The 15,888-nt window shown below is 38.9% G+C and carries 17 protein-coding genes and 1 tRNA gene; 5 read left to right on the top strand and 13 right to left on the bottom strand.

Features of this window, described 5'->3' with window-relative positions:
• Window positions 1–15: 15 nt before the first annotated feature.
• From metK to psbB, 6 genes are all read right to left on the bottom strand, one after another.
• Entirely contained in the window at window positions 16–1,245 is a 1,230-nt protein-coding gene (gene metK / locus AC6EJA_RS04715) for a methionine adenosyltransferase (RefSeq protein WP_498503459.1), read from the bottom strand.
• A gap of 31 nt (window positions 1,246–1,276) precedes the next feature.
• Window positions 1,277–2,047: an HAD family hydrolase gene (locus tag AC6EJA_RS04710; protein WP_498503458.1), complete on the bottom strand. Its 771-nt coding sequence runs from the start codon at window positions 2,045–2,047 to the stop codon at window positions 1,277–1,279.
• 28 nt (window positions 2,048–2,075) lie between these two features.
• Entirely contained in the window at window positions 2,076–3,179 is a 1,104-nt protein-coding gene (locus AC6EJA_RS04705) for a 30S ribosomal protein S1 (RefSeq protein WP_498503457.1), read from the bottom strand.
• A 104-nt stretch (window positions 3,180–3,283) separates the two neighbouring features.
• Window positions 3,284–3,763 carry a transcriptional regulator NrdR gene (gene nrdR / locus AC6EJA_RS04700; protein ID WP_498503456.1) on the bottom strand — a complete coding sequence of 160 codons (480 nt, stop codon included), beginning with the start codon at window positions 3,761–3,763 and terminating at the stop codon, window positions 3,284–3,286.
• Window positions 3,764–3,941: 178 nt separating this feature from the next.
• Window positions 3,942–4,037: a photosystem II reaction center protein T gene (locus AC6EJA_RS04695; RefSeq protein ID WP_320665045.1), complete on the bottom strand. Its 96-nt coding sequence runs from the start codon at window positions 4,035–4,037 to the stop codon at window positions 3,942–3,944.
• A gap of 35 nt (window positions 4,038–4,072) precedes the next feature.
• Window positions 4,073–5,629 carry a photosystem II chlorophyll-binding protein CP47 gene (psbB, locus tag AC6EJA_RS04690; protein WP_498503455.1) on the bottom strand — a complete coding sequence of 519 codons (1,557 nt, stop codon included), beginning with the start codon at window positions 5,627–5,629 and terminating at the stop codon, window positions 4,073–4,075.
• 446 nt (window positions 5,630–6,075) lie between these two features.
• Here psbB and psbM point away from each other — a divergent pair, with 446 nt between their 5' ends.
• The 3 genes from psbM (at window position 6,076) to AC6EJA_RS04675 (ending at window position 7,788) form a co-directional block, all read left to right on the top strand.
• Entirely contained in the window at window positions 6,076–6,234 is a 159-nt protein-coding gene (gene psbM, locus AC6EJA_RS04685) for a photosystem II reaction center protein PsbM (RefSeq protein WP_498503454.1), read from the top strand.
• 85 nt (window positions 6,235–6,319) lie between these two features.
• On the top strand, window positions 6,320–7,192 hold the full coding sequence (gene prmC, locus AC6EJA_RS04680; RefSeq protein WP_498503453.1) for a peptide chain release factor N(5)-glutamine methyltransferase: 873 nt from the start codon (window positions 6,320–6,322) through the stop codon (window positions 7,190–7,192).
• On the top strand, window positions 7,189–7,788 hold the full coding sequence (locus AC6EJA_RS04675) for an L-threonylcarbamoyladenylate synthase (protein ID WP_498503452.1): 600 nt from the start codon (window positions 7,189–7,191) through the stop codon (window positions 7,786–7,788). The genes prmC and AC6EJA_RS04675 overlap by 4 nt, the downstream gene beginning before the upstream one ends.
• A gap of 207 nt (window positions 7,789–7,995) precedes the next feature.
• Here AC6EJA_RS04675 and AC6EJA_RS04670 read toward each other — a convergent pair.
• The 6 genes from AC6EJA_RS04670 to ctpZ all read right to left on the bottom strand — a co-directional run bounded on the left by AC6EJA_RS04670 (window position 7,996) and on the right by ctpZ (window position 12,686).
• Window positions 7,996–8,067 (bottom strand) — tRNA-Thr (locus AC6EJA_RS04670).
• Between the two features lie 63 nt (window positions 8,068–8,130).
• Window positions 8,131–8,457, bottom strand: a complete 327-nt coding sequence (minE, locus tag AC6EJA_RS04665) for a cell division topological specificity factor MinE (RefSeq protein ID WP_498503451.1) — start codon at window positions 8,455–8,457, stop codon at window positions 8,131–8,133.
• A 2-nt stretch (window positions 8,458–8,459) separates the two neighbouring features.
• Window positions 8,460–9,275 carry a septum site-determining protein MinD gene (gene minD / locus AC6EJA_RS04660; RefSeq protein WP_498503450.1) on the bottom strand — a complete coding sequence of 272 codons (816 nt, stop codon included), beginning with the start codon at window positions 9,273–9,275 and terminating at the stop codon, window positions 8,460–8,462.
• 149 nt (window positions 9,276–9,424) lie between these two features.
• The gene (locus AC6EJA_RS04655; protein WP_498503449.1) at window positions 9,425–10,069 is read right to left on the bottom strand and encodes a septum site-determining protein MinC; all 645 of its coding nucleotides are present in this window, start codon (window positions 10,067–10,069) and stop codon (window positions 9,425–9,427) included.
• A 53-nt stretch (window positions 10,070–10,122) separates the two neighbouring features.
• Window positions 10,123–11,376, bottom strand: a complete 1,254-nt coding sequence (locus AC6EJA_RS04650; RefSeq protein ID WP_498503448.1) for an HD domain-containing protein — start codon at window positions 11,374–11,376, stop codon at window positions 10,123–10,125.
• Between the two features lie 17 nt (window positions 11,377–11,393).
• Window positions 11,394–12,686, bottom strand: a complete 1,293-nt coding sequence (gene ctpZ, locus AC6EJA_RS04645; RefSeq protein ID WP_498503548.1) for a carboxyl-terminal processing protease CtpZ — start codon at window positions 12,684–12,686, stop codon at window positions 11,394–11,396.
• A gap of 66 nt (window positions 12,687–12,752) precedes the next feature.
• On the opposite strand from ctpZ, the gene petB reads away from it, so the two are divergent.
• Window positions 12,753–13,409 carry a cytochrome b6 gene (gene petB / locus AC6EJA_RS04640; RefSeq protein ID WP_498503447.1) on the top strand — a complete coding sequence of 219 codons (657 nt, stop codon included), beginning with the start codon at window positions 12,753–12,755 and terminating at the stop codon, window positions 13,407–13,409.
• 71 nt (window positions 13,410–13,480) lie between these two features.
• Window positions 13,481–13,963 carry a cytochrome b6-f complex subunit IV gene (petD, locus tag AC6EJA_RS04635; RefSeq protein WP_320665034.1) on the top strand — a complete coding sequence of 161 codons (483 nt, stop codon included), beginning with the start codon at window positions 13,481–13,483 and terminating at the stop codon, window positions 13,961–13,963.
• Here the strand turns inward: petD and AC6EJA_RS04630 are convergent, their stop codons facing one another.
• Window positions 13,964–15,430, bottom strand: coding sequence for a glycoside hydrolase 100 family protein (locus AC6EJA_RS04630; protein WP_498503446.1), 1,467 nt, complete (start codon window positions 15,428–15,430; stop codon window positions 13,964–13,966).
• Window positions 15,431–15,888: the final 458 nt, after the last annotated feature.

Genomic DNA, 15,888 nt, shown 5'->3' with positions numbered 1-15,888 from the left:
GAATTTTGTTATCAATTAAAGGTTGTCTTTTATTTCTTTTACTTTATCGGATACATCCTCCCACGGAAGATTTAGATCAGGCCTCCCAAAATGTCCATATGCTGCAGTTTCTTGATAGAACTTCCCATTTCTTATTTGGGGTAGTTCTCTCAAGTTAAATTGTTCAATAATTGCTCCAGGCCTAAGATCAAATTTTTCCTCTACAAGTTTACCTAGATCTGAATTTGAGTATTTACTAGTACCAAAAGTCTCTACCAAAATAGAAACAGGTTTAGCAATCCCAATTGCATAACTTAGCTGTACTTCTACTTTTGAGGCTAGCTCAGCAGCTACAAGCACTTTTGACACAAATCTTGCGGCATATGCTGCTGACCTATCAACTTTGGTTGGATCCTTGCCTGAGAAAGCTCCACCACCATGCCTGGCATACCCCCCATAAGTGTCAACGATTATTTTTCGGCCAGTCAATCCAGCATCACCTTGAGGCCCACCAACAACAAATTTCCCAGTTGGGTTTACTAAGAATCTTGTCTCACCCTTTTTCGGTTGAATATCTAAATCTGTTGTAGCAGGTATTACCACATGCTCCCAAAGATCTTCTTCTATTTTTTGTCGAATCTTTTCTTCAGATTGAAGTCCCTCCACAAGGGCTGAATGCTGAGTAGATATGAGAATTGTGTCAATTGAAATGGGTTTATCGTTTTCATAAACAACACTAACTTGAGTTTTTCCGTCAGGTAAAAGATACTTGAGGACCCCTTGATGACGAATCTCGGATAATCTCCTTGCGAGCCTATGGGCCAAGCTTATTGGCAATGGCATTAGTTCTGGAGTCTCGTTACAGGCATAACCAAACATAATTCCTTGGTCCCCAGCTCCAATTTTGTCAAGAGGGTCGCCACTATGATCATCTGCTTCATTAACCCCCTGGGCGATATCGGGAGATTGTTGATCAAGTGCTACGAGTACCGCACAGCTATTTGCGTCAAAGCCACCAGCCTTTGCGCTTTCGTAGCCAATTTCTGAAATTACCTTTCTTGCTAATTTGATGAAATCAACTTTCGCCTTGGAGGTTACTTCTCCAGTTATCAAGCATAAACCAGTATTCACAACAGTCTCACAGGCGACTCGACTGTAGGGATCTTGACTTAAGAGTGCATCTAATACGGAGTCGCTAATTTGATCGCAAATTTTGTCAGGGTGACCTTCAGTTACTGATTCAGAGGTGAAAACAAATCTACTCATGGGATAATAATTTAGATTTTTATTTTAGTTTTTAGTGACACGTAAGGTCTTCCCAGTTAAATAATAATTTATCTTGATATGTCATTTTGGGCTGGATTTTCCAACCTGACATGAAACCAAGATTAATTCCTATTTTTGCAATTTTTCCCATTTTCATGTCTGTGTCACTATCACCAATAAACAAGCAATCGGAGCAGTTAAGGCTCATTTTTTCACACAATATTTTTACTGCTCTGGGATCTGGCTTTTGTGGGATATTCTCGCAACTCCAATAATGTTCAAAAATATTTCCTAAATGATTTGCGTTTAGGAAATTTTTAATTCCTTTCTCTGAATCATTGCTCATTATTGAACATTTGATCCCAGAATTTTTCAACTTATCGAGAGTTTCAGGAACACCTTTGATTAGTGCGCAATTCTTTTTTCCATACTTTGTCTCTAATTCAATATCTGCTTTTTCGAAGATTTCCTCAGAAATTTGAAGAGCTTGAGGCCATGAATATCCTTTTAAGCATGCAACTGTTGCTGTGCTTACAAGGTTGTCATGCCTGGATGCGATTGCTAAGGATCCATTGGGATCGATCCCGTCAGGTTTGAGACCATAGGCATCATTAAGAAGTTTCTCTAAATTAAAATTATTTTGAGAGATTGATTGTTTCCCTAGTTTTTTTATAGCTTCCTCAATTCTCAATTCTGCAATACTTTTTAGATAGTTCTCACTGCTAGATAAAGTCCCGTCTTTATCAAAGATTACTGCTTTAAAATTGCCGATAAATATATCTTTTATATAAAAATCTGGCACTTAATTATTAATTCTATTTTTGACGAAACTAAACTGTCATCACAGCAATTGGATCTTCACCTTCCTCAGCTTGTTCTAGGAGCATTTGTTTGTATTTTGCCGCCATTTCCTCGGCATTATCAAATACTTTTTTGGGGTCAGTCAACATATCCCCTGGCTCAGGCTCAAGTGCTTTAGTTGATAGCGAAATTCTTCCCCTTTCTGCGTCTAGATCAATAATCATGACTTTCATTTGGTCATTGACATTGAGCACTGAATGGGGAGTTTCTATATGCTCATGACTAATTTCTGAAATATGCAGAAGACCACTAACCCCACCAATATCTATAAATGCACCGTATGGTTTTATTCCTCTTACGGCTCCCACAACAACTTCTCCAACCTCAAGACGATTCATTTTTCTCTCTACAAGTGCTCTTCTATGACTGAGAACTAACCTGTTTCTCTCTTCATCAACTTCAAGAAATTTTAAGGGAAGAAAATCAGCGACTAACTCCTCTTTAGCTTTTCTAGTGCTTATGTGTGATCCTGGTATAAATCCTCTGAGCCCTTCGACTCTTACTAGCGCACCTCCCCTGTTTGTTGCAAATACCTCTGAGTAAATTGTTGCATCCTCTTTTTGAAGCTGTCTTACTCTCTCCCATGCTCTTTGATATTCAATACGTCTAATTGACAAAGCTAGTTGTCCATCTTCATTTTCTTCGGACATTATGAAAAATTCTCTTTGCTCAGTTGGTTGGAGAACATCGCTTAATCCCTCAACTCTATTTATGGATACTTCCTGCATTGGCATAAAAGCCGCAGTTTTTGCTCCAATATCAATCATTGCCCCCTTGGATTCGAGAGCAAAAACAGTACCCTTTACAATATCGCCAGGTTTGAAGTTGTAATCATATTTGCTTAATAATGAGGCGAATTCATCAACGGTGAAGCCTGCTCCATCAAAGTCATATTTTTTTGCTCTGCTGCTTGGATCGTCAGCAGTAGGGATATCATCAGGAATATCTTGAGATTCCAAGATCTCCTCTTTTTGTGTTGCCTGATTTTTCGTAGGCTCAGAAGATATGTTCTCTGAATTATTTTTCTGGTCTTCTATTTGATCTTGATCAGTTACTTGAAGATTTTCGGACATGTTGATTAGGCGGTCTACCTTTTAGGTAGTAGGTAAGGGTGTCCATAAAAGCCCGCCGACTTTATGGCATTTATTTGAGTACTCTACATAATCAAGCTTCAGTATTAGAGAACACTTGCTAATTGCTCTTTACTTTTGGGGTTAAAAGATTCCAAAGTCTCTATGAAATCCTCCACGCCATGAAATTGTCTATAAACTGATGCAAAACGAATATAAGCCACTTCATTGATAACTTTTAAGTGCTCAAGAACCATCTCGCCAATTTCTGAGCTTGAAACTTCTCGTAGATTTCTCTGTTGAAGCTTTGTCTCAATATCATCAATGATAAATTCAAATTTTTGATTTATTACAGATGTTTTTTCACAAGCCCTAGTTATTCCATTGAGAAGCTTGGTTCGATTAAAAGTTTCCCTGTTTCCATTCCTTTTAATTACACTTATTGGAATTGTCTCAACCCTCTCATAGGTTGTGAATCGGAAATCACAATTAAGGCATTCTCGCCTCCGTCGGACACTTTTCCCAACGTCGGCAGAGCGTGATTCAAGCACACGACTATCTGTGTTTTGGCAGGCGGGGCATTGCATTTCTGCCCTTCGATTAATAAATATAGTTATACTTTAGACATCTTTTTCGATTATGAAAAGGGTTGCTTTTAAGACCTTTATTGGTTAAGGAACTTTTTGGGTTCTCAAAATAAAATTTAGTAGAAAATCACAAACAAAAAAAAGCCCTTGCTAGTAGTGCAAGGGCTTTTCAATTGGCTTATTTGTCGTATTTTGGGGGATCGCGAAAAGCAACCGCAAAAAATAATGTGACAACTGCCAAGGTCATGAGGAGTGTGTAAGCGAAGGCTTCCATCTAGATTCTCGGTAGGGGATAAGGATTCCTTTGGTTTAAGCGCGTCCAGGCATTCGCCGTGTGGACTCGTCTCCAAGCTTCTTGAAGAGGCCGAATTCGACTCTATCTCCAAGCTCAGGATCAATTCCAGCAAATCTATCTCTAAAGAGGGTCCTGGCTGCATGCCACCAATGTCCAAATAAGAATAATAATCCGAAACATAGATGAGCATAAGTAAACCAGGCTCTTGGAGAGCTGCGGAATACTCCGTCAGATTTGTAGCGCTCTCTATCAAACTTGAAGGCTTCTCCTAATTGAGCCTTACGAGCAAGTCGCTTGACAACAACAGGATCAGTAAAGGTTTGACCGTTAAGCTCGCCACCATAGATGGTTGCTGTTACTCCAGTTTGTTCAATGGAGTACTTGGCCTCAGCTCTTCTAAATGGAATGTCTGCTCTGACGTTTCCATCAGCATCTTCAAGAATTACTGGGAAGTTTTCGAAGAAATTGGGTATTCTTCTTACCTCTAAATCATTGCCCTCTTTATCTTGGAAAGCAATGTGACCCTGCCAACCAGTTGGTAATCCATCACCATTTACAAGAGCACCAGTCCTGAAAAGGCCACCTTTTGCAGGGCTGTTCCCAACATAATCATAGAAAGCAAGTTTCTCAGGAATTGAAGCGTAAGCTTCCTCCTTTGTTGCTCCGTTGTTTATTGATTCTTGAACTCGACGGTTTATTTCAGTTTTGAAATAGCCGGAATCCCACTGGTAGCGAGTTGGACCAAAAAGTTCAACTGGGGTAGTAGCGGATCCATACCACATCGTTCCTGCTACTACAAATGAAACGAAAAGCACTGCGGCAAGAGCACTGGCTAATACACCTTCTATATTTCCCATTTTCAGGGCTTTATAGAGTCTTACTCCAGGGCGGTTAGTGATATGGAAAACACCACCAATTATTCCGATAAGTCCAGCACCAATATGATTGGCGACTATTCCACCAGCATTAAATGGATTGAAACCTTCAGCTCCCCATGCTGGAGCTACTGCTTCAACATGGCCTGAAAGTCCATATTCATCTGATACCCAAATACCAACTGAGGCACAATGAAAAGCTCCGAATCCGAAGCAAGTAATTCCTGCAAGAAGTAAATGAATACCAAAAATCTTTGGAAGATCAAGTGCTGGTTCTCCAGTCCTTGAATCTTCCCAAAGTTCAAGATCCCAATATGTCCAATGCCATATTGAGGCCAAAATTAAAAGACCACTAAAAACTATGTGCGCAAGGGCAACACCTTCAAAAGTTGAGAAGGGGAGAGCCTTGCCCCAAAAATCTAGTGAATCGAAGTCAAATGCTCCAGTCCCTCCCATTATGTCCCAGCCACGCCAGCTGTTGGTGACGCCAAGACGGGCCATAAAGGGCATGACGTACATGCCTTGACGCCACATTGGGTTTAAGACTGGATCAGTTGGATCAAAAATGGCCAATTCGTAAAGGGCCATTGAGCCGGCCCAGCCGGCAAGTAAAGCTGTATGCATGAGGTGCACGGCCAAGAGTCGGCCAGGGTCGTTAATTACGACTGTGTGCACCCGATACCAGGGCAATCCCATGTGTCAGGTTTCGTGAACGAAGCTACTTAATGCAGCCAGACCGCATGATCGTAAAGGTTCCTGCATGCTCAATGGCAAAGGTTGTAGCTAGCTGAAATGACTATTGACACTATTGGCGAAGAAATTAGCTGGTTTTTGTCTTCTTTTTACCCTATTTATTCCCCCAAATCAATGCTTGTGAAAGCGATTTGCTTGGTTTGAGTATCAAAATGAAACTTTTTTAGATTTTTTTATTTTTTTTAGATTTCTTTATTTTTTTTATGGCTCTAACCCAAATTTTTTGTAAAAAAATTCTGGTTTGAGTTTTTTTATGGAAAATTTCAACGTAATTCAATCAAAAAAAATGTTGTGTAGTTACAAAATCTCTTTTTTAAATTTGAGTAAGGCAAATCTAGTGAAAAAGAGATTTATAGTGATGTGGGTGAAATTCTACGTAAAACCAGAGTATGGAAACTACTAATTTTGGGGCAGCAGCAAGTCTTCTTTTCGTGGGCGTCCCAGTCATCTTTCTTATCGGTCTTTATCTTGCAACCGCAGATGGTGAGAAATCAAGCTTCTTTTCAGATACCAGTAAGGGAAGACTATCTCCAGAGCAAAAAAAATAAGGCTTTAATTTAGATAGGAAAACTTCAAGGTCTAATTTTTGTATAGACGTAATTTTTTCTCAACAAGAGAAAAGATATTTTTTGTATGGGACCTAATCTTGCGAGAGGAAAAGAAATATCAGCTCTTAGAGAGCTAAGTTTGAAAAAAGGTGGTGAGATTGAATCCTTTGATTGGTTACTTGACATAGCTTGTGGCATAAGTAAAAGAAAGCTCCACAGAATTAAGCTATTCCCTCAAGAGTTTTTTGAAATTAAAATAACTCTCGACGAATTATCAAAGCTTTGGAATATTCACCTTAAAAATGGAACCCCAATTCAACATTTGGCTGGGAGAAGCCCTTGGAGAGATTTCATCGTTGATGTCAACGATAAAGTACTCATACCAAGGAATGAGACAGAGCTTTTGATTGACTTGGCTTTAGAAAAAGTAAATAAAAATTTCCCCGGTAGGTGGTGCGACCTCGGTACAGGTTCTGGTGTTTTATCAATTGCTTTAGCAATGGCTCTACCCAAATGGACTGGTCATGCAGTTGACATTAGTTACCCCTGCATAGAAATAGCGCAAAAAAACATGAGAAATTTAATGCCAAAATCTAAAGTCAACTTTTATTTAGGAGATTGGTGGGAACCATTGAGAGCTTTTTCTGGCAAATTCAATTTAGTGGTATCCAATCCTCCTTATATTCCTCAAAATAAGCTCTCAACTTTGGATAAATCTGTAAGAAATTTTGAGCCTCGTCTAGCTCTCAGCGGTGGATGTGATGGACTCGAGTGTTCTAAAAAGATTATTTCCGGAGCTGTTGATGCCCTCGCAAGCAAGGGTTGGTTAATGCTTGAGCATCATTTCGATCAAAGTGAAATTACAAAAAGCATACTCGTTGATTTTGGATTTATAAATGTCTCGCATGCATTTGATTTCTCAGGAGTTAAACGATTTGCATTGGGGCAAAAAAAATGAATTTGATTCAAAATAATCAATATGGTCCTTTTGATCTGACCAAGGAAATTCTCAAAGGAAGGCCAGTAATCTTTCCAACAGATACTCTCCCAGCTCTTGGAGTGGCACCAAAATATGCTTATAAATTATGGGAAATTAAAAAGAGGCCAAAGAACAAACCCTTGATTTTGATGGCCTCGAGCATTAATTATTTAATAGATTTAATAATCCCTGAAGCTAAAAAAGATGCTTTGGAATTTGCCAATCTCCACTGGCCAGGAGCTTTAACGATGGTTTTCCCAACATCTTGTAGAGAGTTTGAAATGCTAAATCCTTTTCAAAAAAATATCGGAATGAGAATCCCCAATCTTATGGTGGCTCAGAAATTACTCTCCCAAAGTGGTCCCTTAGCTACAACAAGTGCAAATATCTCAGGCGAGAGGCCAATACTTAACGAAAAGGAGGCTTATGAAATATTCCCTGAGGTGCCCTTTTTGGGACCAACTCCTTGGCCTAAACCATCAGGCTGCGCAAGTACTGTGATTTCTTGGAAAAGTCCAGGGGAGTGGAAATTATTAAGAAAAGGATCTTTAATACCTGAAAACGTATCTATTTGAATGATTTGGTTGATTACTTTGGTAATTATTTTGCAGAGTGTGTTTTTTTATTTACTTAAGCCTCTCATCTTTATATCAACATCATTTTTTGAATTGAAATTCATACCAATACTCGGGATTCTCTTTTTAATTTGGGTTATGTCTAAAAGTGAATAAAGTTATTTTCAGAAAGTAGCTAATTGAGATTATTTGAGAAAAATTTTTGAATGCCGGCTAACAGATTTGAACTGATGACCTTCGCTTTACAAAAGCGCTGCTCTACCGCTGAGCTAAGCCGGCCTATTTAAATTTTAACTATCTCGATATCAATCTAGAGAGATCTGGATGCTAATCGTCATCATTTTAATCTGAATTGGTTTCAGATTCATTATTAGGTTCTGGTGCTTTTTCCTTTAATTGAATTTCCCCATCTTTTGTTCTTTTGATGGGGAGATTAGCCACAAGTGCAGTCATTCTATCTTCTGTCTCTAGACTTACTGCACCCTCTTCCATATCTATCTCAACGTATTTTGCTACTACATCAAGTATTTCTTGCCTCATTTTGTCAAGTAAATCACTGCTGAGGTCAGTTCTGTCATGAGCAAGAACAAGTTGTAACCTCTCACGAGCAGTGCTAGCACTTGCTGGCTGCCTTCTTAAAATCTTGTTAATTAAATCTCTTAGTGTCATTTTTAAAAAATCTTGGTTTGCATTAATTTTCTAAACTTGTCGACGAATGTGTTACTTTCTTTTGTTGGATCAATGAGAGGTATTACTTCTCCTTGAAGTCTTTTAGCAATATTTGAATAGCACTTGCCAGCTGGAGATTGACTGCCATTTAAAGTTAGTGGTTCTCCCCGATTGGTACTAACAATTACCTGTTCATCTTCCAGGACAAGACCCAAAAGGGGCAATGCAAGAATATCAGTCACGTCATTTATAGATAGCATCTCTTGAGATAACATCATTTTTGGTCTGACTCGATTAAGTACGAGTTGTACAGGGCTTATGGAATTCGTGTTTAGCAAACCTATTACTCTGTCAGCGTCTCTTACGGCTGAGACTTCTGGATTCGTGACGACGATGGCTTCTTTAGTTGCCGCTGCTGCATTCTTAAATCCGTCTTCGACCCCTGCTGGGCAATCGATTAAAACATAGTCGAATGACTCACTAAGCATTTCAACGATTTTTTTCATATCGTTAGGCTTAAGCCACTCAAGCATTCTTGGGTTTCCTGCAGGCAATAGAGCTAAATTTGGTTCTTGCTTATGCTTAACGAGAGCTTGGTCAAGCTTGCAATTTTCTTCAAGAACCTCCTGAGCTGTATAAACTATTCTATTTTCAAGGCCTAGTAGAAGATCAAGATTCCTCAACCCAAAATCAGCATCTAGTACTGCAGTTTTTGCACCTTGACTTGCAAGAGAGATTCCAAGGTTTGCTGTGAGGGTTGTTTTCCCCACACCACCTTTACCAGAACAGATAAGAATGACTCGAGTATCTTTCGCCACTGATGTTTTCAAAGTCAATGAAGTTTAGTTGAATTTTGGATATTTGAAAGGAATTGGTTGAAAATTAGTATTTTGATGGAACAAATGCTTGGGAAATTTGTTTAAAAAGTTGATTTTTACCGATTGTCTTTAAATTTGAAATTTCTGCTCTACACCTCTAAGGGGGCTATTACGATTGAATCAGAAACCAGTCTAGCTTCTTCGGCCATTCCTAAATCGGGTTTTTCTTGAGGGCCTCTAGCTACTTTATCTGCAATTCTTAACTGAACAGGACGAAAGTGAAGCGCACCAATCGTAGCTTCTCTATTACCCAATTTACCTGCATGTGCAATTCCAAGAAGCCTCCCCCATATTTTTATGTCTCCTTTGGCTGATGCAATCCCTCCAGGATTTATATCACCAAGTATTAACAAATTTTCCTCGGAATATATATCGTCACCGGAGCGAACAGTACCTATATGCAAAAACGTTTTTTTATCTTTGCGAATTAATTTAGAATTTGTATTTGAAACCTCATGATCTTTCGACTCCTGAGTATTATCAGAATTTAACCTTGCTTCAATTCTAAGTGATTTAGATGCAATTATTGTTTCAACTGAATTTGATTTTATAGAGATTATATGAACTTTTAATTTTTTGCAAATAGTATTTATTTTTTTTAAATCTGAGCAGTTTAATAGCCAGTCTTTAGAATCTAATTCTATTTTATTTGCATTCAAAGAGATTACTTTTTCTTTAAAAAAATTTTCCCAACCAAAAAATTTTTTACCATAAAGTTTAAGTGTTTTTGTCAAAATAAAATAATTACCTCCAATAGTCAGAACATAAATTAAATGCTAATACAGCTTTATTGATACCTCAAGTTTAAAAGTTCTTTTTCTAAATCATCATGAATATTTTTTTCATGAATAAGTAGTGTTGATTCTGCTGGTCTAGTTAGACTTAAAATTAATTCAGAGGAATCTTCAAGAGCTTTTAATTTATTTCCGTCCCAAAGCCTCAGGCCGCCTTTGTAAGCGTAATAGCCATGAAGTTTTTGCTTCTTTAAACCGCAATTCATATCAGGGTTTAGCCCATTCTTTAGTGATAATTTTCTTGCAATAAACAGGGCTTTTAGTTGTTTCTCTGTTGTTAAATCCTGAATTTCGATAGCTTTATGAAGATCTCTGTTGATATATCTTTTACAGAGATTAGATAAGTGCTCTTGATTATCCTCTGCCCACCGAAAAAGGTGATAATTTAATGAGATGTCGTCAATTGATAGGAAAGACTCTAGTGATATTTTGTCTTTGTCCCAAAGCCACTTATACATATGCTTATCATGCCAAATTTTTTCAGGTCCAATATTTCTAGCTAATGAGAAAATTTTTTCAAGAAGCCAATTTGATACCTCGTTTAATCGATGATTGTAAACAGTTTTGTACATGAGGTTTCTGGTAACAAGGTAATGCTCAACAGCAGATAAACCTTTTGGATGAATGGCTAAATCACCATCTGGAGCAATTGTTAAAGCACCCAGAATTCTTTCTAAATCTAAAAAACCATATTTAGTTCCAGTTGAGTAACTATCTCTAAGGAGATAATCAAGACGGTCACAATCAAGTTGACTACTAACTAAAGCTTTGATGGCTTTGTTTTCATTGAAATTCCCATTGATTAAATTGGCGATTTGAGCTGAGGAACCTTTTTGGAAACTTTCAAGAGGACCATTTATTGATGGGTGTTCTGTAATAATGCGTGATGACCAATGTTCATGTCTGACTCCGAGGAATATTTCACTAGTGTGACTCAAGGGACCATGTCCAAGGTCATGTAAAAGTGTTGAAGCGTATAATAAATAATTAAATTTTAGTAGATCAGGATTAGCTTTTTTGAGTTTTTTAAGCGCTTTTCTGGCAATGTGAAAAACTCCAATAGAGTGAGTGAAACGGCTTGATTCAGCACCGTGGAATGTTAGGAATGCAGGCCCTAATTGACGTATTCGTCTTAATCTCTGAAAAGGAGGAGAGTCAATAAGTTTCATTATTAGACTTTCTTCTGGGATGTCTTCATCAAGAGTTATGCCTTGATGAAGAGGATCGTAATAAGTTCTTTGGCTCATATTTGTTGGACTTATTCTTAAGGATCTTTAGATGAATCGACTTGGTTTGATAACTTTTCAAGTTCTAGAGAATTTCTATCAAGTGATGCCTCCATGTAAAGCTCTGCGTCCATAAGCCATCTATCTTCATTCCCACCAGGATTAAGGGGCTGTGGAAAATCGAGAACTTTATCTGGTTCTATACCCAAATTTTGTATGTCTCTTCCGCTTGGAGTTAAGTAACTTGCGACAGTTATGGCTAAGCCACTGCCATCACTAAGATTAGTTAAAGATTGAATTAAACCTTTCCCAAAAGTTTTGCTACCAAGCAATTCAGAGCGATGGTTATCTTGAAGAGCTCCAGCAAGAATTTCACTTGCACTAGCAGTTCCCTCATTTACCAGGGTCACCATGGGGCCGTCATATAGAGTTTCTTTACCTGCAGGAATAGGATCATTAACACCAGTTCTATTCCTTGTTTCAACTATGGGTTCTCCACTTATAAATGCGTCTGCCACAGCCAGACCAGAACTTACTAGCCCCCCAGAATTATTTCTCAAATCTAAAATCAGCCCTTCAATATTTTTTTGAGATAACTCAAGTAAAGCTTCTTTAACTTGTTCAGGGACTCCCTCACTGAATTGAGTTATGCGCAAGTATCCAAGCGTATGTGATTCATTCCTCAATCTTCTTGTCCTCACTGGCCTTAGATCAACAAGCCTGCGCTCAAGAGTAACCTCCTCGATTGAGGAATCAGGACTTTGAAGTTGAATCACAACTTGTGACCCTGTTTCACCCCTTAGTCGAGCGGCCGTAGCTTCTAATCCGAGTTCCTTTGGAGATTCCCCATTGACTTTGAGTAATATTGTTCCGCTTGATATCCCAGCATCTGATGCTGGTGAACCTTCCAAAGGTGAAATTACAACAACTTCATTATCTTGATTTCTTAATCCAAGTTGAAGGCCAACGCCATTGATTTCGCTACCAAGGTTGCTTGCTTTCAGAGCTTCGTAATCGGAAGGTCTTATTAGTCTTGTGTATGGATCCTCCAAGCGGAGCACCATCGCATCTATTGCTGCATAGGCTTGGAAAGATGTTGTTATGGGTTTTTCAAGGGCTCTCTGCCTTAATCGACGCCATTGAATATCATTTAGTTTTTCCGAGCTTAAATATCCTTCATTAACAAGTGACCAAGCCTCTAAAACCAATTGCTGGCCATCATTAAGGGCATATGAAGGTTGAGCTATCAACAAAAGTGATAGACAAATGGCAATAAGTTTTGGGATGAATTGCCTCATATTTTTCAGCAGAGATTTAACAGTTGGAAGCATTCGATTAACCTTTGCACTGTCCATGCGACACATCAAGTAGAATCTTTTTAAAAGATCACTGATCCAATGGCGAACTCCTCGCCCGTTTATGATTGGTTTCAAGAAAGACTTGAAATCCAAGACATTGCGGATGATGTCACTTCAAAATACGTTCCTCCTCATGTAAATATTTTTTATTGCTTAGGTGGGATAACTCTAGTCTGTTTTTTGATTCAATTCGCGACAGGTTTCGCGATGACTTTTTATTACAGGCCGACTGTAGTAGAGGCTTACAGCTCTGTGAGTTACCTGATGACTGATGTCAGCTTTGGTTGGTTGATTAGATCAGTGCATAGGTGGAGTGCCTCAATGATGGTTCTCATGCTTATTCTGCATGTTTTTAGAGTTTATTTAACCGGAGGTTTTAAGCGACCTAGGGAACTTACATGGGTAACTGGAGTTGTTATGGCAGTCATAACAGTTGCTTTTGGTGTTACTGGATATTCTCTTCCATGGGATCAAGTTGGTTATTGGGCTGTAAAAATTGTTTCTGGTGTACCAGCTGCGATACCAATTATTGGAGATTTTATGGTGGAGTTACTGAGAGGTGGTGAAAGTGTTGGCCAGTCTACTTTGACAAGATTTTATAGCTTACATACTTTCGTTTTACCCTGGGCTCTAGCTGTTTTTATGCTTATGCACTTCCTAATGATCAGAAAACAGGGAATATCTGGCCCCTTGTAAAATCTCGAAACCATCACTTAAAATATAGTTAATTAATTTTGAAAGACTTAAAAAAACCTCGCTAACCTCAAATGTCCTCACTCAAAAAGCCTGATTTAGCCGACCCAAAATTGAGAGCTAAATTAGCGAAAGGAATGGGCCACAATTACTACGGGGAGCCTGCTTGGCCTAACGATCTCTTATATATTTTCCCAGTAGTGATATTGGGAACCATCGCATGTGTGGTTGGTTTAGCAGTCTTAGACCCTGCTTTTCTTGGGGACAAAGCTAATCCTTTCGCTACTCCTCTCGAAATTCTCCCTGAGTGGTACCTTTATCCTGTCTTTCAAATTTTAAGAGTCGTACCTAATAAACTCCTTGGCATAGCACTACAAACTCTTATCCCATTGGGATTGATGTTGATCCCATTTATCGAAAACGTTAACAAATTCTCTAATCCCTTCAGAAGGCCAGTTGCAATGACATTTTTTCTATTCGGTACTGTCCTCACAATTTATTTAGGCATTGGAGCTTGTCTCCCCATAGACAAATCGTTAACTCTTGGACTGTTTTAATCAAATGATTAGTTCTGGAGGTTCTTCTTGAATGTCCAGCATTAGAACATCATTTGGCTCCGCTCTCAAAATGTGGTGAAGAAGCAGAAATCCAACAATTGTCCATGTTTGATAGGTTCTTGATTGCTGCCCAACCCATGTTCCCGTAGGCCCATCGAAATATTCAGCCCATTTTTGTCTTGGTAACTGATTTAACTGACTCCAATAGGATTCCTCCAAGAGAGCTCTCATTTGCCCCATTAACAAAACGTCTGCTTTTGGGTACCGTTTTTCATGAAGCAAAATAGACGCACCAAAAAACCACAACAAACTTGGCCAATGTCCCCCGTTGTGGTAGCTCCAAGGCCAGTTTTTAGGGTCAGATCCAGTTTTATTTTGCCACTCATCAATGTCCATTGGAGGATGACAAATTCTCATTGGCATTTGTGCCATGAGATGCTCTCTGTTGTGTAATACCAGTCTGAATAATGCTCTTTGCTGAGGAGCTGTTAGGACCCCAAACATGCAAGCAAGAGAATTACCTAAACTGTAAAAACGAAAATCTGGTCGTCCTGTTCTTATATTTCCAATTAAATAACCGCCTCTATTTTCAAGCCAATCCTGCAACCAAGAGGGAACAACTTGAGGCTGAACATTGAACTCATTCTGATGTTGATCCTCTCCATACTGCTCTGTGGGTCTTCTCCTTAAGACTTGCATGGTTTTGCTTGTGACCCAGTAATGCTTAAGGAGGAATTGACGAAGATCATGAACCCATTGCCTTGTAAGAACAAGTCTCTGATCAAGAAGCCTGCTTACTTGATTTTTTCTGCTTAATTCCATCAATTCTGTACAACTCCTAAGACAGGCATAAAGAAGCACTTCAACCTCTAAGGGTGCTCCCCAAACATCCATTGGGCGATCAATCATGAATGAGCAATCTGGAACAAATAAAACTGGAGTCCCCTCAAAAGTTGGGTGAAGAACTAGATCGAGAAGTAGTTGAATACCCCTCTGAACTTGTTGACTTGTGCCAAAGCTTGTATCTCCGCTTTTCCTGACATAGAGCCAGCATAAAATTGGCCACCAAAGGCTGGCATCTGCCGAAGTTATTCTTCCGATGGATCTTTGCCCATAATCAGCAATTAATTCGCCTTCCTCTTCGACAAAGCTTGTTGGGAATACTCCTCTTGTTTGATATGTGGTGCTTTGAAGACCCAAAGTTACAGATAGGAATTTTTTTACAATTTCATATCTTTTTTGAGTCAACAAATAAATCATTACCGGAACATTATCTCGTAAAAAGATTTCCCCATAATTGAGAGCATCGTTGTTAGCTGGGTGCTCAAGGGCTGCAACACTCCCGGTGAGGCTCCCGGAAATTTCAATTAATGTCTTCTCAAAGTGCTCTTTTGCTTTCTCAATGATTTTGTCCTCATTGGAGCTGGGCCGAACTCTTTGGTTTTGCTGACTGAATCGTCCTGCCATTTAATCCCTGTATTACTGGGGCAAAAGCTTTTTTTAGCTCGCTCCTTATATTCAAATACTAATTGTGCAATCGATAAGTGTTATTAGTTGTTGCACATGGGGGGTTTATGGTCTACATTAAATGATGCGCATCTGGCTGAGATCAGATCGCAGCTCACACGACCAACGAGACGAAAGTCTGTTCGTGAAGTGGGCACTTACAGCCAAAGATACCCTCTTTTGTTGTAAGTTCCAATACGGTCATAAAAGACCGATAATCCTTAGTCTTCAATTTTTTTGAATCTAAGGATTGCACCTGGACAACTGAAAAGTTTAGGAACTGACGCTTTTATCGCGTTCTTAAATTCCGTATGTTTATCACATGGATTTATGAATGTATTGCGATAAAGGTGTGAGGTCCCGTCAAAAGAAATTAAGTTGTTATCCCCTTTAATGCATTTGATTGGGTTTCACGGCTC

It is taken from the genome of Prochlorococcus sp. MIT2309, assembly GCF_059772305.1.
Note: the sequence above shows the minus strand (reverse complement) of the source record. Positions and strands in the feature narration are given on the sequence as shown.